Source organism: Kluyvera fluvialis (assembly GCF_059725275.1).
In genome coordinates this window covers 3,948,521-3,974,875 of sequence record NZ_AP046142.1, presented here as the reverse complement: position 1 = coordinate 3,974,875, position 26,355 = coordinate 3,948,521, and the positions used below count along the sequence as shown (strand labels likewise).

The following is a 26,355-nucleotide window of genomic DNA, read 5'->3' as shown; positions in this document are numbered from 1 at the left end:
GCTTGCTGTATTAATGGGAGCAAAAAATGAGTGATGACGTAGCGCTGCCGCTGGAGTTTACCGACGCCGCAGCCAAAAAAGTGAAAAACCTGATTGCGGATGAAGAGAATCCAAACCTGAAACTGCGCGTGTATATCACGGGCGGCGGTTGCAGCGGCTTCCAGTATGGTTTTACCTTTGACGACCAGATCAACGAAGGCGATATGACCATCGAAAAACAGGGCGTAGGCCTGGTGGTTGACCCGATGAGCCTGCAATATCTGGTGGGCGGTTCCGTTGACTATACCGAAGGGCTGGAAGGTTCTCGTTTCATCGTCACCAACCCGAACGCGACCAGCACCTGCGGCTGTGGTTCGTCGTTCAGCATCTAATGCGTTAAGCCGGGTGCGATAAATTTAATGGCCCGCCGTTTGGCGGGCCATTTTTTTACTGATAACAGGCCGGAGAAGGCGACGCTGCCATCCAGCGTTTTAGCGACCGTTATCGTCCAGCGCAAAGGTCGGCAGTTTCAACCGCCAGCGAATCGCCGCCAGACGAATTGCCAGCGTCACTACCATTCCCATCATGCTGGCGTTTTCCAGCGGGATTTTGAAGGTGTAATAAGCCGTGGCGTGGACAATACCGCCGATAATACAGGCGGTGGCGTAGATTTCGGTACGCAGGATCATCGGCACTTCTCGTGCCAGAACGTCGCGGATAATCCCGCCGCCAACTCCAGTGACAACGCCCATACAGACCGCAACCAACGGCCCGGAGTGGGCAATAAACGCCTTGTTGACGCCGATACCGACAAACACCGCCAATCCCACGGCATCCAGCGCGGGCAGTACCCATTTCGGCAAACGACGCGGCTGACGCACGAGCACGATGGTTAGCATACAGGTCACCATCGCCACGACCAGGTCAGTGGGGTCTTTTACCCAAAATACCGGGCCATTCGCTAACGCCATATCACGAATCGTCCCGCCGCCCACAGCGGTCACCACGCCCAGCACCAGCACGCCAAAAGGGTCCATACGCAGCTTTCCCGCTAATAGCACCCCAGAAACGGCGAAAACAATAGTGCCTACAATATCCAGCCAATAGACAAGCATGACGAATTATCCAGTTAATCAATCTGCGCTAACGCAGTACAGAGTTGTTGAGCGGCGAGGATAATACGTGGGCTTGCCCGTTCAAACCAGTCGCTATTGAGAGGAATGATAGGGATTGTGAGCTGGCTTGCCCAGTAACGTTGAATTTTCGGAATTTGACTCTTATCACCCGCCGCAACAATGGCCTGTGGCTGGCGTGTGAGCACCTGTTCGCGGCTAACCTGCGGCCAGGCAACGCGGCTGTCGGCAAAGATATTTTCACCACCGCAAATCTCCAGCACCTGGTTTTGAATCGCCGCTTTGTTGCTGGTGAAAATAGGGTTGAAGCCAAACTGCATGAACACCCGCTTTTTGGCTGCTTTGGCATACTTCGCCTTAAGCTGCTCATAATCGTGCAGCAGGGCGGCAGCCGCCTGTTCCGCTTTTTGTGGCTGTGGGCTCCACTGCGCCAGTTGGCGTAGCGTGGCGGCAATGTCTTCAATGCTGTGCGTATCAATCCACAGCACGGTAATGCCCAGTGAGCGTAGTTGATTTACCTGACGCTCGGCGTTGCCCTCTTTCCACGCCAGCACCACGTCGGGATGCAGCGCGACAATACGTTCCAGGTTAATGCCTTGCCAGGAGGCGACCTGCTCAATGGTTTTCGCTTCAGCGGGATAGTCAGACCAGGCGCTGACGCCAACGGGGGTGATCCCAGCGGCAAAGGCCAGTTCGGTATTCGCAGGGGAAAGGGAAATGACTCTCGGCGCGGCATAAAGCCACGCCGGGGCGCTAAGCAGCAGGGCCAGTAGCCCTGTAATGAACCGTTTAGCCACGTGCCAGTTTCTGCACCAGCGTTTCAACCATCAGGGTCGATTGCTTCGCCGCAACCGCCAGGAACTCGTCAAAGCTCAGGTGCGACTGTTGGTCTGCAACGTCAGAGATAGCGCGTACTACCACAAATGGTACGGAGAAGCTGTGGCAAACGTGGGCAATCGCCGTGGCTTCCATCTCTACTGCAATCGCCTGTGGGAAGTTGTGGCGGATTTTTGCCAGGCCAACGGAACCGTTGATGAAGGCATCGCCGCTGACAATCAGGCCGCGAACGGCGTTCAGATTCAGCGCTTTGATGCACTCTTCCGCCGCTGTTACCAGCTTGTCGTCTGCCTTAAACGCCGCAGGGCAACCCGCCATTTGGCCGATTTCGTAGCCGAATGCAGTGACGTCGGCATCGTGGTAACGCGCTTCATCGGAGACAACGATATCGCCCACTTTCAGCGTTGGTGCCAGGCCGCCCGCTGAGCCGGTGTTGATGATGAGGTCTGGCTGGCAACGTTCCAGCAGTAGGGTTGCGCCCATAGCGGCTGCGACTTTACCAATGCCGGACTTCAGTAACGCGACGTCAACGCCGTTCAACTGGCCAGTGTAGATTTCACTGCCGCCGATCGTAATAGTCTGACGATTTTCGATTTTGTCACGCAGCAGCGTAACTTCTTCTTCCATTGCGCCAATAATGCCGATTTTCATAGATTTACTCGCGATATGCCATGTTTAAAGGCATAGTCTATCATGCGGTTCAGGGGAAGCGCATTTCTCGCGACGGAGAGGCTATGGCTAAGATTGATTTTCGCAACAAAATTAACTGGCGTCGGCGCTATCGTTCACCACAGGGGGTCAGCTCCGAGCATGAGATCCTGCGGATTTTTGAAAGCGATCGCGGACGTATCATTAACTCTCCGGCGATTCGCCGCTTGCAGCAGAAAACGCAGGTCTTCCCACTGGAACGTAACGCCGCCGTGCGCACGCGCTTGACCCACTCTCTTGAAGTTCAGCAAGTTGGGCGCTATATCGCCAAAGAAATTCTCAGCCGCTTGAAGCAAAAGAACCTGCTGGCGGCCTACGGTTTGGATGAGCTAACCGGGCCGTTTGAAAGCGTTGTTGAAATGGCGTGCCTGATGCATGACATCGGCAACCCGCCGTTTGGGCATTTTGGCGAGGCGGCAATCAACGACTGGTTTAGCCAGCGTCTGGCACCAAAAGACGCCTTACGTCAGCCGCTCAGCCACGATCGCTGCGAAGTTATCGCCCTACAACTACGCGAAGGGGAGGAGGCGCTCAACACGCTGCGCAGTAAGGTGCGCCAGGACTTGTGCCACTTTGAGGGTAACGCGCAAGGTATTCGTCTGGTGCATACGTTGATGCGCATGAACCTGACCTGGGCGCAGGTGGGCTGCATTTTAAAATATACCCGCCCGGCCTGGTGGGCTGATGAGCCACCGGCAACGCACAGTTATTTAATGAAAAAACCCGGCTACTACTTGGCCGAAGAGCACTATATTGCGCGCTTACGTAAAGAACTTGATTTAGCCCCTTACAATCGATTCCCATTAACGTGGATTATGGAAGCGGCGGATGATATTTCTTATTGTGTGGCTGACCTTGAAGATGCCGTAGAAAAACACATATTCAGTGTTGAGCAATTATACCAGCATTTATATGATGCCTGGCCGGATCACAGCAAAGGTTCGTTGTTCAGCCAGGTGGTCGAGAACGCATGGGATAAATCGCGCGCTAATTCATTAAGCCGAAGCACTGAAGATCAGTTCTTTATGTATTTGCGAGTCAATACATTAAATAAACTAGTACCGTATGCAGCCCAGCGCTTTATTGATAATTTGTCGCAGATCTACGACGGTGATTTTAATCATGCACTGCTTGAAGATGAAAGCGACTGTAGTCGATTGCTGGAGCTTTATAAAAATATAGCAATAAAACATGTATTTAGTCATCCAGAGGTCGAGCAATTAGAATTGCAAGGCTATCGGGTTATTGGTGGGTTATTGGATATTTACGCGCCACTGCTAAAATTGTCGCTGAGTGATTTTAGCGAGCTGGTGGAGCGGGAGAGAGTGCGCCACTTGCCGATTGAATCTCGGCTGTTTTGCAAGCTTTCAACGCGCCATCGTTTAGCTTACGTTGAGGCGGTTAATAAGGTTTCGCGTGATTCCGTCGAGTTCCCGATAATGGAGTATTATTATCGTTGCCGCTTGCTTCAGGATTATATCAGCGGAATGACTGACCTCTACGCATGGGATGAATATCGTCGGCTGATGGCGGTGGAATAATCAGAAGTTTTGTAAAGACGCTCAATAAATTTTTACTTTTACAAAGTATAGTTGGGCGGAACTTAGTGCAATAAAATGACTCTGATAGTCACGTACACCGTAACTTTGCATAATCTGAAATTGAGATTGAAACACATGAAAAAAACCACGTTAGCAATGAGTGCACTGGCTCTTAGTTTAAGTCTGGCTCTGTCTCCGTTGTCCGCTAGCGCGGCCGAGACGGCATCTTCTTCCGCATCTGCCGCGCAGCCTATGCCAAGTCTGGCGCCTATGCTGGAAAAAGTGATGCCGTCTGTCGTCAGCATTAATGTTGAAGGCAGCACAACGGTAAATACGCCGCGTATGCCGCGTAACTTCCAGCAATTCTTCGGCGATAATTCGCCATTCTGCCAGGACGGTTCACCGTTCCAGGGCTCGCCTTTCTGCCAGGGCGCAGGCCCGGATGGCGGTAACGGCAGCGCACAGCAACAGAAATTTATGGCCCTGGGTTCTGGGGTGGTGATTGACGCGGCGAAAGGCTACGTTGTGACCAACAACCACGTGGTGGATAACGCCAACGTCATTAAAGTGCAGTTGAGCGATGGTCGTAAGTTCGACGCGAAAGTGGTCGGCAAAGACCCGCGTTCTGATATTGCGCTTATCCAGATTCAGGATCCGAAAAACCTGACCGCGATTAAGCTGGCAGACTCCGATGCGCTGCGCGTAGGTGACTACACCGTGGCCATCGGTAACCCATTTGGTCTGGGTGAAACGGTGACCTCCGGTATCGTTTCGGCGCTGGGACGTAGTGGGCTGAACGTTGAAAACTATGAAAACTTTATCCAGACCGATGCAGCAATTAACCGTGGTAACTCCGGTGGCGCGCTGGTTAACCTGAACGGCGAGCTTATCGGTATTAACACCGCTATCCTCGCGCCGGACGGCGGTAACATTGGTATCGGCTTTGCTATCCCAAGCAACATGGTGAAAAACCTGACCGAACAGATGGTGAAATTTGGCCAGGTGAAACGCGGTGAGCTGGGGATTCTGGGTACGGAGCTGAACTCTGAGCTGGCGAAAGCGATGAAAGTCGATGCACAGCGCGGGGCGTTTGTAAGCCAGGTGATGCCAAATTCTTCTGCGGCGAAAGCGGGCATTAAAGCCGGTGACGTAATTACTGCTCTGAATGGCAAACCGATCAGCAGTTTCGCTGCGCTGCGTGCGCAGGTAGGCACAATGCCGGTGGGGAGCAAGCTGAGCCTGGGTCTGTTGCGTGATGGCAAGCCGCTGACGGTGAACCTGGAACTGCAACAGAGTAACCAGAATCAGGTAGATTCCAGCAGCATCTTCAATGGTATTGAAGGGGCGGAAATGAGCAATAAAGGCCAGGAAAAAGGCGTTGTCGTTAACAACGTTAAAGCCGGTTCTCCTGCCGCTCAAATTGGCCTGAAGAAAGGGGATGTCATTGTTGGGGCGAACCAGCAGGCAGTGAAAAACATTGCTGAGCTGCGCAAAATCCTCGACAGCAAGCCGTCAGTGCTGGCGCTGAATATTCAGCGTGGTGATAGCTCTATCTACCTGCTGATGCAGTAATCGTGTGACCTTACCCTTTCCCCAGGCGGGGAAAGGGTTTCTCCCGCCGTAAGATAAAGCTCTCCACAACGCCATAGATTGCTACTGCGCTTAGTGCATAGGCACATCGCCTGGCGAGATAAATTCTGTAGTCTTGATAAACAACGCCGCCAGCAGACAAAAAAGCCGGGTGGCGGCTTTGCGTTACCCGGCTTACGAATGTATCCACGCGCGGTTATTTACGCGTTAGTTTTTCCAGATCGGCTTCAATTTCGCTGATCTTGTTGGTGACGACGCTTTCCAGATGGCGCAGATCGTCGAGGATCTTACGTTTCAGGTCAACTTCTGTGCGATCGCGCTGGCAGAGTTGATCAAGTTCATCAATCACATAACGCAGATTCGGGCTGATTTCCTGTACTTCTTTAAAGCCCTGACCTACGCCGTCAGCGACAATAGTTTTACGCTGGCGTGGGTATTTGAACTTCACGCTCTTGGCGAAAAACTCACCCTTATCCTTTTGGAAATAGATTTTCAGGATATCGTTATTGGCTTCCTGCCGGAGGCTGTAACGATCGATTTCATCAGGATTGGTAATGCCCAAACTTTTCAGATTGTCGTACATAGCGGTATCCCCGATCTAATTTAACTATTGAATAATTAACGAAAAAATCTATTTCCGCCAGCCTGTGAATAAAAAAAAGCGGGGTTGCCCCCGCTTTTTTGCATCTTGTTAGTCGATGGTGCGCAACAGCTCGTTGATGCCCACTTTGCCACGGGTTTTGGCGTCAACTTTCTTCACGATGACCGCACAGTACAGGCTGTATTTACCATCTTTCGACGGCAGGTTGCCGGAAACGACTACAGAGCCTGCCGGAACGCGACCGTAGAAGACTTCGCCGGTTTCGCGATCGTAGATTTTGGTGCTCTGGCCCAGGTAAACGCCCATCGAGATGACGGAGCCTTCTTCAACGATAACGCCTTCAACGACTTCAGAACGCGCGCCGATAAAGCAGTTGTCTTCGATGATGGTTGGGTTCGCCTGTAATGGCTCCAGAACGCCACCGATACCAACGCCGCCGGACAGGTGAACGTTTTTACCAATCTGTGCACAGGAACCCACGGTAGCCCATGTGTCTACCATCGTGCCTTCATCAACGTAAGCGCCGATATTGACGTAGGACGGCATCAGTACGGTGTTACGGGCAATGAATGCACCCTGACGAACAGCCGCAGGCGGAACCACGCGGAAACCTTCTTTCTGGAAACGCGCTTCATCGTAGTCGGCGAATTTCATTGGCACTTTATCGAAGTAGCGGCTTTCCGCACCGTCGATAACCTGGTTATCGTTAATACGGAAAGAGAGCAGAACCGCTTTCTTCAGCCATTGGTGAGTAACCCACTGACCGTCAATCTTTTCAGCGACACGCAGCGCACCGGAATCCAGCAGAGAAATAACCTGATTCACCGCCTCGCGAGTTACGGTATCCACATTGGCCGGAGTAATTTCGGCGCGACGCTCAAAAGCGGACTCAATAACGTTCTGTAATTGCTGCATTGTTAACTCTTTCCATTCACTTAAAAAAATTCGTTACCCTTTATCGTTTGGATTGAGGGCTGCTGTCAACCGTTGTTGCACTTCTTGTTGTAGCTCATTATTAAGGGCACGTCGGTCGGCGGTGGCGATTATAAATAAATCTTCTACTCGTTCACCAATTGTCGTAATTCTCGCCCCGTGGAGCGAAATGCCGAGGTCTGCGAACACCTGGCCTACGCGGGCGAGCAGGCCGGGTTGATCGAGTGCGATTAGCTCAAGAAATGAGCGCCTGTCGGTATGCGTCGGCAAGAAATTCACCTCAGTATCGACCGAGAAGTGACGTAATTTTGCTGCCTGACGACGTGGCTGCGGCGGCTGCCAACTGCGTTGGGTAATGGCTTGCTCAAGACCTGAACGGATAACTTCATGGCGATCGCCGGAGAGCGGGCTGCCATCTGGCTCCAGCACAATAAAGGAGTCCATTGCCATGCCGTCGCGGGTGGTGAAAATTTGCGCGTCATGAACGCTGAGGTTACGACGGTCAAGCTCGGCGCAGACGGCGGCGAACAGATATGGCCTGTCCGGGCTCCAGATAAAGATCTCCGTCCCCCCGCGCGTTGCCTGTGGGCTAAGCAGGATCATCGGCTGCGCCAGATCGTGCTTGAGCAGGTGGCGGGCGTGCCAGGCGAGCTGGTTTGGTGTGTGGCGGACAAAATAGTTGGCGCGACAGCGGTTCCAGATCTGGTGCAGCGCCTCCTCATTAATATTGTCCATGCGCAGCAATGCCAGCGCCTGCATCTGGTGGTGGCGCACACGCTCGCGCATGTCTGGGGTGTTCTGCATCCCACGGCGAAGCTGTTTTTCGGTGGCGAAGTACAGTTCGCGCAGCAGGCTCTGCTTCCAGCTATTCCATAGCGTTTCGTTGGTGGCGCAGATATCCGCTACGGTCAGGCACACCAGGAAGCGCAAACGGTGCTCGGTCTGCACCTCTTCGGCGAACTGCTTGATCACCTCCGGGTCTTGAATATCGCGGCGCTGAGCAGTGACGGACATCAAGAGATGCTGGCGTACCAGCCAGGCGACTAACTGCGTTTCGCGCGAGTTTAGCCCGTGTAGCTCGGCGAATTTGAGCACGTCTTGCGCACCCAGAATCGAGTGATCGCCGCCGCGCCCTTTGGCGATATCGTGGAACAGCGCGGCAATCAGAATCAGCTCTGGATGATTCAAGCGCGGCCATAAATCGACGCACAGCGGGTGGCGTGGACGCGTCTCCTCGTGGGCAAAACTCTCCAGCTTGAGCATCACGCGAATAGTGTGTTCATCCACGGTGTAGGCGTGGAACAGGTCGAACTGCATTTGCCCCACAATGTATGACCACTGCGGCATGTATGCCCACAGCACGCTGTGGCGGTGCATGGGCAGCAGGCCACGGCTGACGGCGCCCTGGTGGCGAAGCATACTCAGAAACAGCTCACGCGCTTCCGGGATATAGCACAGCGGTTGGCTGAGATGACGTCGGGCATGGCGCAAATGGCGCAGCGTGGTGGAGTAAATACCGGTAATGCTGCTGTTGCGCACCATGATGTGGAACATGCGCAGAATCGCCTGCGGCTCGCGGATAAACAGGGTGTCGTCCCGCAGGTCGATAAGCGTGCCGCGCAACTGGAAATCATCGTCAATCGCCCGGGGTTTCTCATCTTCGGTGAGCGCGAGAATGGCTTCATCAAATAGCTGCAACAGCATGTGATTCAGCTCGCTGACCCGTCGGGTGACGCGGTAGAAATCCTTCATCATGTGTTCGATGGGCTGATTGCCTTCACCGGCATATTTCAGCCGTTGGGCAACGCTTAGCTGACGGTCGAACAGCAGACGGTTGTCATAACGGGTCAGTTCAAGGTGCAGTGCAAAGCGAATCCGCCACAGCAGATGCAGACACTCATTTAGCTCGTTACGTTCGGCCTCGGTAAGAAAACCAAAGCTGACCATTTCATCAAGCGACGTTGCACCAAAGTGGCGACGCGCAACCCATTGAATAGTGTGAATATCGCGTAGGCCGCCGGGGCTGCTTTTGATGTCCGGCTCCAGATTATAACTGGTTCCGTGATAGCGCTGGTGGCGCGCTTCTTGCTCTTCCACTTTGGCGGGGAAAAAAGTTTCTGACGGCCAAAAGCCTTCGCTGAAGATATTCTTTTGCAACTCAAGAAATAGCGCCACGTCGCCAATCAGTAGACGCGATTCAATCAGGTTAGTGGCAACGGTTAAGTCCGATAGTCCTTCGAGCAGGCACTCTTCGAGCGTGCGCACGCTGTGGCCGACTTCTAGTTTGAGATCCCACAGTAGGGTTAGCAACTCGCCAATTTTTTGCGCCTGTTCATCGGATAGTTTTTGGCGGCTTAAAATTAGCAGGTCAACGTCTGAAAGCGGATGTAGCTCTCCGCGTCCGTAGCCACCAACCGCCACCAGAGCGGCATCTTCGACATCACCAAATCCGTATAACAGCCACAGGCGTTGCAGGAGTTGGTCGATAAATTCGGTGCGCGCCACAATCAACTGTTCGGCAGATATCCCGTTATCAAACGCCTCGCCCAGCCAGCGTTGAAAATCATCGAGGCGGGCTTTTATTTCAGCGCAGTTCAGGCTGCTTTGCGGCCAGGTGACCGGGTTTTCCGGCTGGCCTGCCAGCGCGGGAAGGGAGGTGCAAGCCAGTTCAGGTAAGGGATTTGTCATCGTGCCACCCATAAGAAAAAACTATCACCTATAAAAAAAGCCGGCGAGCGCCGGCTTAAGTTTAATGAGGGTGCGGCTTCATCAGCCTTTACCGGTTTTATCCGGCTTGCGTTAACGAAGCGCTGCGCCATCAGGCAATTCATGCACTGTGCGTGATAACCGCAGGGATGGTGTCATCCTTGCGCAGGGTCAGAATCTCGCAACCGTTGTCTGTCACCACAATAGTATGCTCGTACTGTGCAGACAAGCTCCGGTCTTTGGTTTTTACCGTCCAACCGTCTTTCATGGTGCGAATTTCTTTCTTGCCCGCGTTCACCATCGGTTCGATGGTGAATGTCATACCGGGTTTCAGTACTACGTCGGTTTCGCGCGAGTCATAGTGCAGCACCTGCGGTTCTTCATGGAATCCGCGACCAATGCCGTGACCGCAGTATTCGCGCACCACAGAGAAGCCTTCGGCCTCGACGAATTTCTGAATCGCCGCGCCAATTTCACGCAGGTTCACGCCTGGTTTCACCATTTTCAGCGCCAGATACAGGCTTTCTTGGGTGATGCGGCACAGACGCTCGCCCAGGATAGTCGGTTTGCCGACGATGAACATTTTGGAGGTGTCGCCGTGGAATTCATCTTTGATGACGGTCACGTCGATGTTGACGATATCACCGTCTTTCAGATGTTTTTCATCATCAGGGATGCCGTGGCAAACCACTTCGTTAATCGAGATGCAGACCGATTTCGGATAGCCGTGGTAGCCCAGGCAGGCGGAAATCGCTTTCTGCTCGTTAACGATATAGTCGTTACAGATGCGATCCAGCTCGCCAGTGGTCACACCTGGCTTTACGTAGGGTTCGATCATTTCCAGCACTTCTGCCGCCAGACGGCCAGCAACGCGCATTTTTTCGATGTCTTCAGGTGTTTTAAGAGAAATAGCCATGGATTTTGTCCATCAGTGTCGATTGTTTCGACAATAATTGAGTATTAGTGATGTCAATGTTAACAGCCAGGAGCATCCCCTGCCAAACTGAGAATCATTCATAACTTCGCCTTTCGTGCCTCGCAGGATATGACAACAACTGTTGGTGTCTGCGGTGAATTTATGGTATAAAGCGCGCCGAACTTCCGTTCATTGTTTTGGTCGGAAGCGACAAATCTCACTTTGTGTAATAACACACACGTATCGGCACATATTCCGGGGTGCCCTTAGGGGTCGGTAATATGGGATGCGTGGAGGCTTAACCCCAACTTTATCTATAGAGGTTTTAAACCATGGCAACTGTTTCCATGCGCGACATGCTCAAGGCTGGTGTTCACTTCGGTCACCAGACCCGTTACTGGAACCCGAAAATGAAGCCTTTCATCTTCGGCGCACGTAACAAAGTTCACATCATCAACCTTGAGAAAACTGTACCGATGTTCAACGAAGCTCTGGCTGAACTGAACAAGATCTCTTCTCGCAAAGGTAAAATCCTTTTCGTTGGTACTAAACGCGCTGCAAGCGAAGCTGTGAAAGAAGCTGCTAACAGCTGCGACCAGTTCTTCGTGAACCATCGCTGGCTGGGCGGTATGCTGACTAACTGGAAAACCGTTCGTCAGTCCATCAAACGTCTGAAAGATCTGGAAACTCAGTCTCAGGACGGTACTTTCGACAAGCTGACCAAGAAAGAAGCGCTGATGCGTACTCGTGAGCTTGAGAAACTGGAAAACAGCCTGGGCGGTATCAAAGACATGGGCGGCCTGCCGGACGCACTGTTCGTAATCGATGCTGACCACGAGCACATTGCTATCAAAGAAGCGAACAACCTGGGTATCCCAGTATTCTCTATCGTTGATACCAACTCTGATCCAGATGGCGTTGATTTCGTTATCCCGGGTAACGATGACGCAATCCGTGCTGTGACCCTGTACCTGAGCGCTGTAGCGGCTACCGTTCGCGAAGGCCGTTCTTCTGATCTGGCTTCCCAGGCAGAAGAAAGCTTCGTAGAAGCTGAGTAATAAGGCACGCTCGTTAGAGCCCTTATAAACCAGGTAGTATCAAGTTTGGTTAGGGGGCCTGTTTATGGCCCCCTTTTTTACTTTTAAATCTGTTTGGTTTTAGGCCAGGCAGGTAACACCTCCCGAGGATTTTAGAATGGCTGAAATTACCGCTTCCCTGGTAAAAGAGCTGCGTGAACGTACTGGCGCAGGCATGATGGATTGCAAAAAAGCACTGACTGAAGCTAACGGCGACATCGAGCTGGCAATCGAAAACATGCGTAAATCTGGCGCGATCAAAGCAGCTAAAAAAGCAGGCAACGTTGCTGCTGATGGCGTGATCAAAACCAAAATCGAAGGCAACTTCGGCGTGATTCTGGAAGTTAACTGCCAGACTGACTTCGTTGCTAAAGACGGTGGTTTCCAGGCGTTCGCAGACAAAGTTCTGGACGCAGCTGTTGCTGGTAAAGTGACTGACGTTGAAGTCCTGAAAGCGCAGTTCGAAGAAGAACGTGTTGCACTGGTTGCTAAAATCGGTGAGAACATCAACATCCGTCGCGTTGCAATCCTGGAAGGCGACGTTCTGGGTAACTACCAGCACGGTGCGCGCATCGGTGTTCTGGTTGCTGCTAAAGGCGCTGATGAAGAGCTGGTTAAACACCTGGCAATGCACGTTGCTGCAAGCAAGCCAGAATTCGTTAAACCAGAAGACGTATCCGCTGAAGTGGTAGAGAAAGAGTACCAGGTACAGCTGGACATCGCGATGCAGTCTGGTAAGCCGAAAGAAATCGCAGAGAAAATGGTTGAAGGCCGCATGAAGAAATTCACCGGCGAAGTTTCTCTGACTGGTCAGCCTTTCGTTATGGACCCAAGCAAAAACGTTGGCCAGCTGCTGAAAGAGCACAACGCTGACGTGACTGGCTTCATCCGCTTTGAAGTGGGCGAAGGCATCGAAAAAGTTGAGGCTGACTTCGCAGCAGAAGTTGCTGCAATGTCCAAGCAGTCTTAATTGCTGTAAAGGAGCCGCCTGAGGGCGGCTCTCTTTTGTGTCGTAAAGAAAAAATCGTCATGTGGATATCAGCCTGCTCCTATAGGGGTTTATGGGCAAGGAACGCATGATGTCACCTGAATTTTTACCATCCCATTCGTGACACTCTCAGGAAAGAAAATGGCTACCAACGCAAAACCTGTCTACAAACGTATTCTGCTTAAGCTTAGCGGTGAAGCATTGCAGGGGACTGAAGGCTTCGGTATTGACGCAAGTATTCTCGACCGCATGGCGCAAGAGATTAAAGAACTTGTAGAGCTGGGCATTCAGGTGGGTGTCGTCATTGGTGGTGGCAACCTGTTCCGTGGTGCGGGTCTGGCGAAAGCCGGTATGAACCGCGTTGTGGGCGACCACATGGGCATGTTGGCTACGGTAATGAACGGCCTGGCAATGCGTGACGCACTGCATCGCGCCTATGTGAACGCTCGCCTGATGTCGGCTATTCCGCTGAACGGCGTGTGCGATAACTATAGCTGGGCAGAGGCGATTAGCCTGCTGCGTAATAACCGCGTCGTGATTCTGTCCGCCGGTACTGGCAACCCGTTCTTTACCACCGATTCCGCAGCTTGCCTGCGCGGCATCGAAATCGAAGCCGACGTCGTGCTGAAAGCAACCAAAGTTGACGGCGTGTTCACCGCTGACCCGGCGAAAGACCCAACTGCAACCATGTACGAGCAGCTGACCTACAGCGAAGTACTGGATAAAGAACTGAAAGTTATGGATCTGGCGGCCTTTACGCTGGCCCGTGACCACAAATTGCCGATTCGCGTATTCAACATGAACAAGCCTGGCGCACTGCGTCGCGTTGTCATGGGCGAAAAAGAAGGCACTTTAATTACGGAATAATTTCCGTGAGCGCCAAATACGGGTAAGATTCGCCTTTATCCGGTGAGTGATATACTCGGTGGCATGAATTAAACGAGACTATACTTAGCACACTTGATATACACGAAAACCTTCGAGCTGCCGCGAGAGGTTGCTTGAAGGAGAACGTGTAGTGTGTGACCGTCTGGTCTGACTGAGACTAGTTTTCAAGGATTCGTAACGTGATTAGCGATATCAGAAAAGATGCTGAAGTACGCATGGAAAAATGCGTTGAAGCGTTCAAAAACCAAATCAGCAAAATTCGCACGGGTCGTGCTTCTCCCAGCCTGCTGGACGGCATTGTCGTTGAATATTACGGCACGCCAACGCCGCTGCGTCAGTTAGCGAGCGTAACCGTAGAAGATACTCGTACCCTGAAAATCAACGTATTCGACCGCTCTTTGGGCCCGGCCGTTGAAAAAGCAATTATGGCGTCTGACCTCGGTCTGAACCCAAGCTCTGCGGGTACTGACATCCGCGTTCCGCTGCCTCCGCTGACGGAAGAGCGTCGTAAAGACCTGATTAAAGTCGTTCGTGGTGAAGCAGAACAGGCGCGCGTTTCCGTGCGTAACGTTCGTCGCGACGCAAACGACAAAGTAAAAGCACTGCTGAAAGACAAAGAAATCAGCGAAGATGACGATCGCCGTTCCCAGGACGACGTTCAGAAACTGACGGATGCTGCGGTGAAGAAAGTTGACGCGGCGCTGGCAGAGAAAGAAGCTGAGCTGATGCAGTTCTAAGCTTGTATAGGCTGTGTGATAAACGCCGTACAGGAAGCGTAACCGCTTCGCTGGCGGCGTTTTGCTTTTTATCTATTCTGGATTTCTCATGAAGCGATTAACTGTTCTTGGCTCAACAGGCTCTATTGGCTGCAATACGCTGGATGTGGTGCGCCATAACCCCGAACGTTTTGCCATAACGGCGCTGGTAGCTGGCAAAAATGTCGATCGGATGGTCGAACAGTGCCTGGAGTTCGCGCCGTGTTATGCCGTGATGGATGATGCATCCAGCGCACAGGCCGTGAAACTGGCGTTGCGTGAGCACGGTAGCCATACTGAAGTGCTTTGCGGGCAGCAGGCGGCGTGTGATGTTGCGGCGCTGGACGAGGTTGATCAGGTCATGGCGGCTATTGTTGGCGCGGCGGGTTTAGTGCCAACGCTGGCGGCTATCCGCGCGGGCAAAACGATTTTACTGGCGAATAAAGAGTCGCTGGTGACCTGCGGGCGCTTATTCCTGGAAGCCGTGAAGCAGAATAATGCGCAGTTATTGCCGGTTGATAGTGAACATAACGCTATATTTCAGAGTTTACCGCAAAGTTTTCAGCGCGACTTAGGGTACGCTGACCTGTCGCAGCATGGAGTGTCTTCCATTCTGCTCACCGGGTCTGGTGGCCCGTTCCGTGAGACGCCCGTTTCTGAGCTGAGCGCAATGACGCCGGATCAGGCTTGTCGTCATCCGAATTGGTCGATGGGGCGTAAAATCTCTGTCGATTCGGCCACTATGATGAATAAAGGTCTGGAATACATCGAAGCCCGCTGGCTGTTTAATGCATCCGCGCAGCAGATGGAAGTACTGATTCATCCTCAGTCGGTTATTCACTCAATGGTGCGATACCAGGACGGTAGTGTGCTGGCGCAACTGGGTGAACCCGATATGCGAACGCCAATTGCCAACACTATGGCATGGCCCCATCGTGTGGTTTCTGGGGCGAAGCCGTTGGATTTCTGCAAGATGGGTTCTCTGAGTTTTAGTGAACCGGATTATGCTCGTTATCCTTGTTTGAAACTGGCGATGGATGCCTTTGAGCAAGGGCAAGCGGCGACCACCGCACTGAATGCGGCAAACGAGGTTTCGGTTGCGGCTTTCCTTGAGGGGCAAATTCGCTTTACTGATATTGCGGCCATTAATTTGGCGGTGCTTGAACACCTCGAATTGCGCGAACCACAGAGCGTTGATGAGGTAATCATCATCGATGCGATGGCTCGTAAAGAGGCGGCTACACAGACGAAACATTTCGTCAGGTAATGAGAGCAGAATCAGCATGCAAACCGTCATGGCATTTGTTAGCGTCTGGCTTCAGTGATATAGTCTGCGCCACCCGATTGCGCTGTATTCTTGCAATGTGGTCGGGAGAGCCGTGATTTAGCACGGCTTTTTTGCGAGACAAAGATACGTAAAATCATTCAGGATAACCTGAAAGGTAAAGTGTATAGCTGTATTCCGGGGTACCGCTCATCCCTTTTCATGGATTAAAAACGCGTTATGTTGTCTGCTAATCAACCAACCAGCGATAAGCTGCCTGCCCACGGTTGCCGCCATGTGGCGATTATTATGGATGGCAATGGCCGCTGGGCGAAAAAGCAAGGTAAGATTCGCGCCTTTGGACATAAAGCCGGGGCGAAAGCCGTGCGCCGCGCCGTATCTTACGCTGCGAACAACGGTATTGAGGCATTAACGCTTTACGCATTCAGCAGTGAAAACTGGAATCGCCCTGAGCAAGAGGTGAGTGCGTTGATGGAGCTGTTCGTCTGGGCACTGGACAGCGAAGTAAAGAGCCTGCACCGCCATAACGTTCGGCTGCGAATTATTGGCGACACCCGCCGATTTAACTCGCGCCTGCAAGAGCGGATCCGCAAAGCGGAAGCGCTTACGGAACATAATACGGGGTTAACGTTGAACATTGCTGCCAATTACGGTGGTCGATGGGATATTGTTCAGGGAGTTCAGCGCTTAGCCGAACAGGTTCAGGAAGGGGAGCTCCGCCCCGATCAAATTAGTGAAGAACTGCTCAACCAGCAGATCTGCATGCATGAACTGGCTCCCGTTGATTTAGTGATTAGGACCGGGGGAGAACATCGGATCAGTAACTTTCTTATCTGGCAAATTGCCTATGCTGAACTTTACTTTACAGATGTTCTTTGGCCCGATTTCGATGAACAAGACTTTGAGGGTGCGCTGCATGCTTTTGCAAACAGAGAGCGACGTTTCGGCGGCACCGAGCCTGGTGGCGACAAGGCCTGATGGGGGTAGCTCTTGCTGAAGTATCGCCTGATTTCTGCATTAATTTTAATACCGGTTGTCATTGCAGCCCTATTTTTACTGCCTCCCGGCGGTTTTGCTATTGTGACGCTGGTCGTCTGTATGCTGGCTGCGTGGGAATGGGGGCAATTGAGCGGTTTCACTTCGCGCACTCAACGTGTGTGGCTGGCGGTATTGTGCGGCCTGCTGCTTTCGGTGATGCTCTTTTTGATTCCGGAATATCATCATAATATTCATCAACCGATGGTGGAAACATCGCTTTGGGCCTCTTTGGTCTGGTGGGCGGTGGCTCTGGTTTTAGTCCTTTTTTATCCGGCTTCTGCGGCGTGCTGGCGTCAGTCAAAGACGCTGCGCTTGATTTTCGGCATTGTCACCATCGTGCCGTTTTTCTGGGGTATGCTGGCACTTCGCGCCTGGCATTACGATGAGAACCACTACAGCGGTGCGCTGTGGCTGCTCTACGTGATGATTCTGGTGTGGGGCGCAGATTCCGGCGCGTATATGTTTGGCAAACTGTTTGGCAAACATAAGCTGGCACCGAAGGTCTCGCCGGGCAAAACCTGGCAGGGTTTTTTCGGCGGATTGGTGACCGCAGCGGTTATCTCCTGGGTATACGGTGTGTGGGCAAATCTGGACGTTGCACCTTCCGTGCTGTTAACCTGTTCCATTGTGGCTGCGCTGGCTTCTGTATTGGGCGATCTCACTGAGAGTATGTTCAAGCGTGAAGCGGGCATTAAAGACAGCGGCCATCTGATCCCTGGACATGGCGGGATTCTCGACCGTATCGATAGCCTGACGGCGGCGGTTCCGGTCTTTGCCTGCCTGTTGTTGCTGGTTTTCAGGACGATTTAACGGATGGAATTATGCTGAGCATTATCTGGAACTTGGTTGCTTTTCTCGTTGCTCTGGGCGTATTGATCACCGTACACGAGTTTGGTCATTTCTGGGTTGCTCGGCGTTGTGGCATCCGTGTAGAGCGCTTTTCTATTGGTTTTGGCAAAGCGCTCTGGCGTCGCGTTGATAAACGTGGCACTGAATTTGTGCTCGCCCTTATCCCTTTGGGCGGGTACGTTAAAATGCTCGATGAGCGCGTCGAGGCGGTTACGCCAGAAATGCGCCATATGGCGTTTAATAATAAAACGGTCGGTCAGCGTGCCGCCGTCATCGCCGCCGGCCCCATCGCCAACTTCCTCTTTGCTATTTTTGCCTATTGGCTGGTGTTTATCATCGGTGTCCCTGGCGTTCGTCCGGTTGTTGGTGAAATAACCGCCAACTCGATTGCGGCGCAAGCACAAATTGCACCAGGCACGGAACTAAAAGCCGTTGACGGTATCGAAACGCCTGACTGGGATGCTGTGCGCATGGCGTTAGTGGCAAAAATCGGTGATGAAAGTACCACTCTTACCGTTGCCCCTTTCGGAAGCGACCAGCGTCAGGATAAAATCCTCAACCTGCGTCACTGGGCGTTTGAGCCGGATAAAGAAGATCCGGTAACATCGCTCGGTATTCGCCCTCGCGGCGCGCAGATAGAATCGGTGCTGGCAGAAGTGCAATCTGACTCTGCGGCGCGTAAAGCCGGTTTACAAGCAGGGGATAGGATCGTTACAGTCAACGGTCAACCGCTGACGCAATGGATGACGTTTGTTACGCTGGTTCGTGATAATCCTGGTAAGGCATTACAGCTAGGCGTTGAAAGGCAGGGCAGTCTCTTGTCTTTGACCCTGATACCGGATACAAAACACGGTAGCGAAAAAGCGGAAGGGTTTGCAGGGGTAGTACCAAAGGTTATCCCGCTGCCTGAGGAATATAAAACAGTGCGCCAGTATGGGCCGTTTAGTGCGATTGTCGAAGCCACGGAAAAAACCGGGCAGTTGATGAAGCTGACGGTCAGTATGCTGGGAAAATTGATCACCGGTGACGTTAAACTGAACAACCTCAGTGGGCCGATTTCGATCGCCCAGGGGGCTGGGATGTCTGCGGAGTATGGGCTGATTTACTACCTGATGTTTCTTGCACTCATCAGCGTGAATTTAGGCATAATCAACCTGTTCCCGCTCCCTGTATTAGATGGGGGACATTTGCTGTTTTTGGCGATTGAGAAGCTGAAAGGCGGCCCGGTATCCGAGCGAGTTCAAGACTTTAGTTATCGCATCGGCTCGATTCTGCTGATGCTGTTAATGGGGCTTGCACTTTTCAATGATTTCTCTCGGTTGTAAGAGAGTTAGTTAGGAAGAACGCATAATAACGATGGCGATGAAAAAGTTGCTTATAGCGTCGCTGCTGTTTAGCAGCGCGACCGTATACGGTGCTGACGGGTTCGTGGTGAAGGACATTCATTTCGAAGGCTTGCAGCGTGTCGCTGTTGGTGCGGCCCTTCTAAGTATGCCAGTCCGTCCTGGCGACACCGTCACTGATGATGATATCAGTAACACTATTCGCGCCCTGTTTGCGACGGGTAACTTTGAGGACGTTCGCGTTCTGAGAGACGGCGATGTGTTACTGGTGCAGGTTAAAGAGCGCCCAACGATTGCGAGCATCACCTTCTCCGGCAACAAGTCGGTAAAAGATGACATGCTCAAGCAAAACCTTGAGGCCTCTGGCGTTCGTGTCGGCGAATCTCTCGACCGTACCACTCTCTCTGATATCGAGAAAGGTCTGGAAGATTTCTACTACAGCGTCGGTAAGTACAGCGCGAGCGTGAAGGCGGTGGTTACACCGTTGCCGCGTAACCGTGTTGACCTGAAGCTGGTCTTCCAGGAAGGTGTCTCGGCACAAATTCAACAGATCAATATCGTCGGTAACCATGCGTTCAGCACCGACGATCTGATCTCAACATTCCAACTGCGCGACGAAGTGCCGTGGTGGAACGTGGTTGGCGATCGCAAATACCAGAAACAGAAGCTGGCGGGTGACCTTGAAACCTTGCGTAGCTACTATCTGGATCGCGGCTATGCCCGTTTCAACATTGATTCCACGCAGGTTAGCCTGACGCCGGATAAAAAAGGTATCTACATCACCGTGAACATCACTGAAGGCGATCAGTACAAGCTTTCTGGTGTGCAGGTGACGGGGAACCTGGCCGGACATTCCGCTGAAATTGAGGGCCTGACTAAGATTGAGCCAGGCGAACTCTATAACGGCGCGAAAGTGACCAAAATGGAAGATAACATCAAGAAACTTCTTGGTCGCTACGGCTATGCCTATCCGCGCGTGCAGTCTCAGCCGGAAATCAACGACACGGATAAAACCGTTAAGCTGCATATCAACGTTGATGCCGGTAACCGTTTCTACGTGCGTAACATTCGCTTCGTGGGTAACGACACCTCTAAAGATTCCGTTCTGCGCCGTGAAATGCGCCAGATGGAAGGGGCGTGGCTGGGCGGTGACTTAGTTGACCAGGGTAAAGATCGTCTGAACCGTTTGGGCTACTTTGAAACTGTCGATACCGAAACCCAACGTGTGCCGGGCAGCCCGGACCAGGTGGATGTGGTCTACAAGGTGAAAGAACGCAACACGGGTAGCTTCAACTTCGGTGTCGGTTACGGTACTGAAAGTGGTGTGAGCTTCCAGGCGGGCGTTCAGCAGGATAACTGGTTAGGTACGGGTTATTCCGTTGGTATCAACGGCACCAAGAACGATTACCAGACCTATACCGAGCTTTCTGTGACCAACCCGTACTTTACGGTGGATGGTGTTAGCCTTGGTGGCCGTGTCTTCTACAATGACTTTAAAGCAGATGATGCTGACCTGTCGTCCTATACCAACAAAAGTTATGGTGTAGATGGTACGCTGGGCTTCCCGATTAACGAATACAACTCACTGCGCGCGGGTCTGGGCTATGTCCACAACGACCTGTCCAACATGGAACCGCAGGTGGCGATGTGGCGTTATCTGGACTCTATCGGCCAAACGGCGGGTAAAACCAGTGATGACAACGGCTTCTCAGCAGATGATTTCACCTTCAACTATGGTTGGACATATAACAAACTTGACCGTGGGTTCTTCCCGACGGACGGTTCGCGTGTCAACCTGAACGGTAAAGTGACGATTCCTGGCTCTGATAACGAGTTCTACAAAGTCACGCTGGATACAGCGTCTTACTTCCCAATTGATAACGATCATCAGTGGGTTGTTCTGGGCCGTACCAAGTGGGGTTATGGTGATGGTTTAGGCGGCAAAGAACTGCCGTTCTATGAAAACTTCTATGCTGGTGGCTCTAGCACCGTGCGTGGCTTCCAGTCCAATACCATCGGCCCGAAAGCGGTTTACTATGGTGCATCAGGCCTGGATAACTGTGACCAGAAAGGTGGTTACTGTAAGTCTGATGACGCCGTCGGCGGTAACGCCATGGCTGTCGCCAGCCTTGAGCTGATTGTGCCTACGCCGTTTATCAGCGATAAATACGCGAACTCAGTGCGTACGTCGTTCTTCTGGGATGCTGGTACCGTTTGGGATACCAACTGGCAGAACACCTCCGCAATGAAAAACGCGGGCGTTCCTGACTACAGCGACCCGAGCAACATCCGTATGTCTGCGGGCATCGCATTACAATGGATGTCCCCACTGGGGCCGTTGGTCTTCTCCTACGCCCAGCCGTATAAAAAATACGATGGAGACAAATCCGAGCAGTTCCAGTTTAACATTGGTAAAACCTGGTAATTGCTCTTCGCAAGGGAATGCGTATTCAGTGTAGGTTTGCTGGTATTTAGGCGATAGCGTCAGGTGGCCTTAGGGCCACCAAAAGAACAGTACCTTCGGGTACACATGGGATGGTAAGGAGTATTATTGTGAAAAAGTGGTTAGTCGCAGCAGGTCTGGGTTTAGCGATGGCAGCTTCTGCTCAGGCAGCAGACAAAATTGCAATTGTTAACATGGGTAGCCTGTTCCAGCAAGTTGCACAGAAAACCGGCGTTTCCAGTACTCTGGAAAACGAATTCAAAGGCCGTGCTGGTGAACTTCAGCGTATGGAAGGCGACCTGCAATCTAAAATGCAGCGTCTCCAGTCTATGAAAGCCGGTAGCGATCGCACCAAGCTGGAAAAAGACATCACTGCTCAGCGCCAGACTTTCTCTCAGAAAGCACAGGCTTTCGAGCAGGATCGTCAACGTCGTACTAACGAAGAACGCGGCAAACTGGTTACTCGTATCCAGACTGCTGTGAAATCCGTTGCTGCTAGCCAGAGCATCGACCTGGTGGTTGACGCTAACGCCGTTGCATTCAACAGCAGCGATGTAAAAGATATCACCGCTGATGTACTGAAACAGGTTAAATAAGTAATGCCTTCAATTCGACTGGCTGATTTAGCTCAGCAGTTGGATGCGGAATTACACGGTGATGGCGATATCGTCATCACCGCTGTCGCGTCCATGCAATCCGCTAAGGCGGGTCATATCACGTTCCTGGTTAACCCTAAGTATCGTGAGCACCTGTCCGCTTGCGAAGCGTCGGCGATTGTCCTGACGCAAGATTTACTTCCTTTTGCCAAAGGCGCTGCGCTGGTAGTGAAGAATCCCTACCTGACATACGCACGCATGGCGCAAATTTTAGATACCACGCCACAACCGGCGCAGGATATCGCACCGAGCGCGGTCGTTAGCCCGACTGCAACGCTTGGTCACAACGTCTCGATCGGCGCGAACGCCGTCATTGAGTCTGACGTTGTGCTTGGCGATAACGTTGTGATTGGGGCGGGGTGTTTCGTTGGTAAAAAAACCAAAATTGGTGCCGGTTCTCGCCTGTGGGCGAACGTGACCATTTACCACGAAGTCGAGATCGGTGAGAATTGCCTGATCCAATCCAGCACCGTTATCGGTTCGGATGGGTTTGGCTATGCCAACGATCGCGGTAACTGGGTGAAGATCCCCCAGCTTGGCCGAGTGATTATTGGCGATCGCGTGGAGATCGGCGCTTGTACGACGATCGACCGTGGCGCGCTTGACGACACGCAGATTGGCAACGGTGTTATCATTGATAACCAGTGCCAGATTGCACACAACGTGGTGATTGGCGACAATACCGCAGTCGCAGGCGGCGTTATCATGGCCGGTAGCCTGAAAATTGGTCGTTACTGCATGATTGGCGGTGCCAGCGTGATTAACGGCCATATGGAAATTTGTGACAAAGTGACAGTGACTGGTATGGGGATGGTAATGCGTCCGATTACTGAACCTGGCGTTTACTCGTCTGGTATTCCGCTCCAGCCTAACAAGACCTGGCGCAAAACTGCTGCACTGGTGATGAATATTGATGAAATGAGTAAGCGTCTCAAGGCTGTAGAACGCAAGCTTGATAAGCAAGATTAATCATCATCGTCTCGCATTTCGTTTTCCGGCCTGTCGGCATTCTTGTAATCCGGCAGGCCGTGTTATTATTGCCCCTTAGTATATTTTGACAGGAAGAGTATTTTGACAACTGACACTCATACTCTGCACATTGAAGAGATTTTAGAACTTCTGCCGCACCGTTTCCCATTCTTACTGGTTGACCGCGTGCTGGATTTTGAAGAAGGTCGTTTTCTGCGCGCAGTGAAAAATGTTTCCGTAAATGAGCCGTTTTTCCAGGGCCACTTCCCTGGCAAACCGATTTTACCGGGCGTGCTGATTCTGGAAGCTATGGCACAGGCAACCGGTATTCTGGCGTTTAAAAGCGTTGGTAAACTGGAGCCTGGCGAGCTGTACTACTTTGCGGGTATTGATGAAGCGCGCTTTAAGCGTCCAGTCGTGCCTGGTGATCAGATGATTATGGAAGTCACCTTCGAAAAAACCCGTCGTGGCCTGACTCGCTTTAAAGGCGTTGCGCTGGTTGACGGTAAAGTGGTTTGCGAAGCGACGATGATGTGTGCGCGTAGCCGGGAGTCCTAATCCGTGATTGATAAAACCGCCTTTATTCATCCTACCGCCATTGTGGAAGACGGGGCCGTTATCGGCGCTAACGCCCACATTGGCCCGTTTTGTATTGTGGGGCCGAACGTCGAAATCGGCGAAGGCACCGTACTGAAGTCTCACGTTGTGGTTAACGGCCATACCAAAATTGGCCGTGATAACGAGATCTATCAGTTCGCCTCTATCGGGGAAGTTAACCAGGATCTGAAATATGCTGGTGAACCTACTCGCGTCGAAATTGGCGATCGCAACCGCATTCGCGAAAGCGTCACCATTCATCGCGGCACAGTACAGGGCGGTGGATTGACGAAGGTGGGCAGCGATAACCTGCTGATGATCAACGCCCACGTGGCGCACGATTGCACAGTAGGCGACCGCTGTATCCTGGCGAATAACGCCACCCTCGCGGGCCACGTCTCGCTGGATGATTTTGTTATCATCGGCGGCATGACCGCCGTGCACCAGTTCTGCATTATCGGTGCACACGTGATGGTTGGCGGCTGTTCTGGCGTTGCTCAGGACGTTCCGCCATACGTTATTGCTCAGGGCAACCACGCGACACCGTTTGGCGTCAACATCGAAGGCCTGAAGCGTCGCGGCTTTAGCCGTGAAGCGATCACCGCTATTCGCAACGCTTACAAAGCGTTGTACCGCAGCGGCAAGACGCTGGACGAAGCGAAACCGGAAATTGCCGAGCTGGCAAAGCAGTATCCGGAAGTTCAGCCATTTAGCGATTTCTTTGCCCGCTCCACGCGCGGCCTGATTCGTTAATGACTGAGCAGCGTCCTTTAACGATTGCCCTGGTCGCCGGAGAAACCTCCGGCGATATTCTAGGCGCCGGCCTGATTCGCGCCCTCAAGACGCGAGTACCCAACGCTCGTTTTGTCGGCGTTGCAGGGCCTCGTATGCAGGCGGAAGGTTGTGAAGCCTGGTACGAAATGGAAGAGCTGGCAGTGATGGGCATTGTCGAAGTGCTGGGGCGGCTGCGTCGCTTGCTGCACATTCGTGCCGACCTGACCAAACGCTTTACCGACCTCAAGCCCGATGTCTTTGTCGGCATTGATGCCCCCGATTTCAATATCACTCTTGAGGGCAACCTGAAGAAGCAGGGGATCAAAACTATTCATTACGTCAGCCCGTCCGTGTGGGCCTGGCGCCAGAAACGCGTCTTCAAAATTGGCAGAGCTACTGACCTGGTGCTCGCTTTTCTGCCTTTTGAAAAAGCGTTTTACGACAAATTTAACGTCCCGTGCCGTTTTATCGGTCACACCATGGCAGATGCAATGCCGTTAGACCCGGATAAAAACGCCGCGCGGGATACGCTGGGTATTGCCCATGACGCCCACTGTCTGGCCTTGTTGCCCGGCAGCCGTGGCGCAGAAGTGGAAATGCTCAGCGCCGACTTTTTAAAAACCGCACAGATTTTGCGCCAGCAGTACCCCGACCTGGAAGTGGTCGTGCCGCTGGTGAATGCAAAACGTCGCGAACAGTTTGAACGCATCAAAGCGGAAGTTGCGCCAGATTTGTCGGTGCACCTGCTGGATGGCATGGCGCGCGAGGCGATGATTGCCAGCGATGCCGCACTGCTGGCCTCCGGCACAGCGGCGCTAGAGTGTATGCTCGCGAAATGCCCAATGGTGGTGGGATATCGCATGAAGCCCTTTACTTTCTGGCTGGCTCAGCGCCTGGTGAAAACCGACTACGTTTCCCTGCCAAACCTGCTCGCCGGTCGTGAGCTGGTGAAAGAGCTGTTGCAGGACGAATGTCAGCCACAAGCGTTGGCCGACGCGCTACAGCCACTGCTGGCGAACGGTAAAACCAGCCACGCGATGCATGATACGTTCCGCGACCTGCACCTGCAGATCCGCTGTAATGCTGATGAACAGGCCGCTGATGCGGTGCTGGAGCTAGCACAATGATTGAATTTGTTTATCCCCATACCCATTTAGTTGCTGGTGTGGATGAAGTGGGTCGCGGCCCGCTGGTTGGCGCGGTAGTGACGGCAGCGGTGATTCTTGACCCCGCGCGCCCGATTATTGGGCTGAATGACTCCAAAAAATTAAGTGAAAAACGCCGTCTGGCGCTGTTCGACGAAATCAAAGAGAAAGCGCTGTGCTGGAGCCTTGGCCGCGCAGAACCGCATGAAATCGACGAGCTGAATATTTTGCACGCCACGATGCTGGCGATGCAGCGCGCAGTCGCTGGGCTATCTATTGTCCCGGAATATGTGCTGATTGACGGCAACCGCTGCCCAGCGCTGCCGATGCCGTCGATGGCGGTGGTGAAAGGCGATAGCCGAGTGGCGGAAATCAGCGCCGCGTCTATTCTCGCTAAAGTGACGCGAGATGCGGAAATGACCGCGCTGGATGCTGTTTTCCCGCAGTACGGCTTTGCCCAACACAAAGGCTATCCAACCGCTTTTCATCTGGAAAAGCTCGCGCAGTATGGCGCTACTGAGCATCACCGACGCAGCTTTGCTCCCGTCAAACGCGCGCTGGGACTGGCGTCCTGATTCGTGTGCCGAGATAAGTAAACCGGAATT

The 26,355-nt window shown here is 52.6% G+C and carries 25 protein-coding genes; 18 read left to right on the top strand and 7 right to left on the bottom strand.

All coding sequences use genetic code 11. The annotated features are described in order from the left end of the window. The first annotated feature begins 26 nt into the window (after positions 1-26). The gene (gene erpA / locus AC6I4B_RS18905) at positions 27-371 is read left to right on the top strand and encodes an iron-sulfur cluster insertion protein ErpA (protein WP_497767353.1); all 345 of its coding nucleotides are present in this window, start codon (positions 27-29) and stop codon (positions 369-371) included. Between the two features lie 99 nt (positions 372-470). Here the strand turns inward: erpA and AC6I4B_RS18900 are convergent, their stop codons facing one another. The 3 genes from AC6I4B_RS18900 to mtnN are packed head-to-tail and all read right to left on the bottom strand — an operon-like array spanning position 471 to position 2,600. Continuing rightward, the gene (locus AC6I4B_RS18900; RefSeq protein ID WP_497767352.1) at positions 471-1,094 is read right to left on the bottom strand and encodes a TRIC cation channel family protein; all 624 of its coding nucleotides are present in this window, start codon (positions 1,092-1,094) and stop codon (positions 471-473) included. A gap of 14 nt (positions 1,095-1,108) precedes the next feature. Next, a complete protein-coding gene (btuF, locus tag AC6I4B_RS18895) occupies positions 1,109-1,909 on the bottom strand; it encodes a vitamin B12 ABC transporter substrate-binding protein BtuF (RefSeq protein ID WP_497767350.1) in 801 nt (266 codons plus the stop codon). After that, positions 1,902-2,600, bottom strand: a complete 699-nt coding sequence (gene mtnN / locus AC6I4B_RS18890; RefSeq protein WP_497767349.1) for a 5'-methylthioadenosine/S-adenosylhomocysteine nucleosidase — start codon at positions 2,598-2,600, stop codon at positions 1,902-1,904. Before mtnN ends, btuF begins: the two co-directional genes overlap by 8 nt. 83 nt (positions 2,601-2,683) lie before the next feature. Here mtnN and dgt point away from each other — a divergent pair, with 83 nt between their 5' ends. Further along, complete coding sequence (gene dgt / locus AC6I4B_RS18885) at positions 2,684-4,198, top strand: dGTPase (RefSeq protein WP_497767347.1); 1,515 nt, start codon at positions 2,684-2,686, stop codon at positions 4,196-4,198. 135 nt (positions 4,199-4,333) lie between these two features. Next, on the top strand, positions 4,334-5,770 hold the full coding sequence (degP, locus tag AC6I4B_RS18880) for a serine endoprotease DegP (protein ID WP_497767345.1): 1,437 nt from the start codon (positions 4,334-4,336) through the stop codon (positions 5,768-5,770). Between the two features lie 214 nt (positions 5,771-5,984). On the opposite strand, the gene AC6I4B_RS18875 is transcribed toward degP, so the two are convergent. From AC6I4B_RS18875 to map, 4 genes are all read right to left on the bottom strand, one after another. Continuing rightward, positions 5,985-6,371, bottom strand: coding sequence for a DUF3461 family protein (locus tag AC6I4B_RS18875; RefSeq protein ID WP_497767343.1), 387 nt, complete (start codon positions 6,369-6,371; stop codon positions 5,985-5,987). 108 nt (positions 6,372-6,479) lie between these two features. Next, entirely contained in the window at positions 6,480-7,304 is an 825-nt protein-coding gene (gene dapD, locus AC6I4B_RS18870; protein WP_497767341.1) for a 2,3,4,5-tetrahydropyridine-2,6-dicarboxylate N-succinyltransferase, read from the bottom strand. A 33-nt stretch (positions 7,305-7,337) separates the two neighbouring features. Then, positions 7,338-10,010, bottom strand: a complete 2,673-nt coding sequence (gene glnD / locus AC6I4B_RS18865) for a bifunctional uridylyltransferase/uridylyl-removing protein GlnD (protein ID WP_497767340.1) — start codon at positions 10,008-10,010, stop codon at positions 7,338-7,340. Between the two features lie 139 nt (positions 10,011-10,149). Next, complete coding sequence (map, locus tag AC6I4B_RS18860; protein WP_497767338.1) at positions 10,150-10,944, bottom strand: type I methionyl aminopeptidase; 795 nt, start codon at positions 10,942-10,944, stop codon at positions 10,150-10,152. A 332-nt stretch (positions 10,945-11,276) separates the two neighbouring features. Here map and rpsB point away from each other — a divergent pair, with 332 nt between their 5' ends. From rpsB to rnhB, 15 genes are all read left to right on the top strand, one after another. Next, complete coding sequence (gene rpsB, locus AC6I4B_RS18855; RefSeq protein WP_497767336.1) at positions 11,277-12,002, top strand: 30S ribosomal protein S2; 726 nt, start codon at positions 11,277-11,279, stop codon at positions 12,000-12,002. A gap of 136 nt (positions 12,003-12,138) precedes the next feature. After that, complete coding sequence (gene tsf / locus AC6I4B_RS18850) at positions 12,139-12,990, top strand: translation elongation factor Ts (protein WP_045439976.1); 852 nt, start codon at positions 12,139-12,141, stop codon at positions 12,988-12,990. Between the two features lie 159 nt (positions 12,991-13,149). Then, the gene (gene pyrH / locus AC6I4B_RS18845) at positions 13,150-13,875 is read left to right on the top strand and encodes a UMP kinase (protein ID WP_015965845.1); all 726 of its coding nucleotides are present in this window, start codon (positions 13,150-13,152) and stop codon (positions 13,873-13,875) included. A gap of 200 nt (positions 13,876-14,075) precedes the next feature. Further along, positions 14,076-14,633 (top strand): ribosome recycling factor, encoded by a 558-nt coding sequence (gene frr / locus AC6I4B_RS18840; protein ID WP_497767334.1) that lies wholly within the window; start codon positions 14,076-14,078, stop codon positions 14,631-14,633. A gap of 88 nt (positions 14,634-14,721) precedes the next feature. After that, a complete protein-coding gene (gene ispC, locus AC6I4B_RS18835) occupies positions 14,722-15,918 on the top strand; it encodes a 1-deoxy-D-xylulose-5-phosphate reductoisomerase (RefSeq protein ID WP_497767332.1) in 1,197 nt (398 codons plus the stop codon). A 237-nt stretch (positions 15,919-16,155) separates the two neighbouring features. Then, the gene (gene ispU, locus AC6I4B_RS18830) at positions 16,156-16,914 is read left to right on the top strand and encodes a (2E,6E)-farnesyl-diphosphate-specific ditrans,polycis-undecaprenyl-diphosphate synthase (protein ID WP_497767330.1); all 759 of its coding nucleotides are present in this window, start codon (positions 16,156-16,158) and stop codon (positions 16,912-16,914) included. 12 nt (positions 16,915-16,926) lie between these two features. Continuing rightward, positions 16,927-17,784 (top strand): phosphatidate cytidylyltransferase, encoded by an 858-nt coding sequence (gene cdsA, locus AC6I4B_RS18825; RefSeq protein WP_497767329.1) that lies wholly within the window; start codon positions 16,927-16,929, stop codon positions 17,782-17,784. Between the two features lie 11 nt (positions 17,785-17,795). Further along, on the top strand, positions 17,796-19,148 hold the full coding sequence (gene rseP / locus AC6I4B_RS18820) for a sigma E protease regulator RseP (protein ID WP_497767327.1): 1,353 nt from the start codon (positions 17,796-17,798) through the stop codon (positions 19,146-19,148). A 31-nt stretch (positions 19,149-19,179) separates the two neighbouring features. Then, positions 19,180-21,591: an outer membrane protein assembly factor BamA gene (gene bamA / locus AC6I4B_RS18815; RefSeq protein ID WP_497767325.1), complete on the top strand. Its 2,412-nt coding sequence runs from the start codon at positions 19,180-19,182 to the stop codon at positions 21,589-21,591. 128 nt (positions 21,592-21,719) lie between these two features. Next, positions 21,720-22,205 (top strand): molecular chaperone Skp, encoded by a 486-nt coding sequence (gene skp / locus AC6I4B_RS18810; protein WP_497767324.1) that lies wholly within the window; start codon positions 21,720-21,722, stop codon positions 22,203-22,205. Between the two features lie 3 nt (positions 22,206-22,208). Then, complete coding sequence (gene lpxD, locus AC6I4B_RS18805; RefSeq protein WP_497767322.1) at positions 22,209-23,234, top strand: UDP-3-O-(3-hydroxymyristoyl)glucosamine N-acyltransferase; 1,026 nt, start codon at positions 22,209-22,211, stop codon at positions 23,232-23,234. 102 nt (positions 23,235-23,336) lie between these two features. Then, entirely contained in the window at positions 23,337-23,792 is a 456-nt protein-coding gene (gene fabZ / locus AC6I4B_RS18800) for a 3-hydroxyacyl-ACP dehydratase FabZ (RefSeq protein ID WP_062772193.1), read from the top strand. 3 nt (positions 23,793-23,795) lie between these two features. Next, positions 23,796-24,584, top strand: coding sequence for an acyl-ACP--UDP-N-acetylglucosamine O-acyltransferase (gene lpxA, locus AC6I4B_RS18795; protein WP_497767321.1), 789 nt, complete (start codon positions 23,796-23,798; stop codon positions 24,582-24,584). Continuing rightward, the gene (gene lpxB, locus AC6I4B_RS18790; protein WP_497767319.1) at positions 24,584-25,732 is read left to right on the top strand and encodes a lipid-A-disaccharide synthase; all 1,149 of its coding nucleotides are present in this window, start codon (positions 24,584-24,586) and stop codon (positions 25,730-25,732) included. The genes lpxA and lpxB overlap by 1 nt, the downstream gene beginning before the upstream one ends. After that, positions 25,729-26,325 carry a ribonuclease HII gene (rnhB, locus tag AC6I4B_RS18785; RefSeq protein ID WP_497767318.1) on the top strand — a complete coding sequence of 199 codons (597 nt, stop codon included), beginning with the start codon at positions 25,729-25,731 and terminating at the stop codon, positions 26,323-26,325. The genes lpxB and rnhB overlap by 4 nt, the downstream gene beginning before the upstream one ends. The last annotated feature ends 30 nt before the right edge of the window (positions 26,326-26,355 follow it).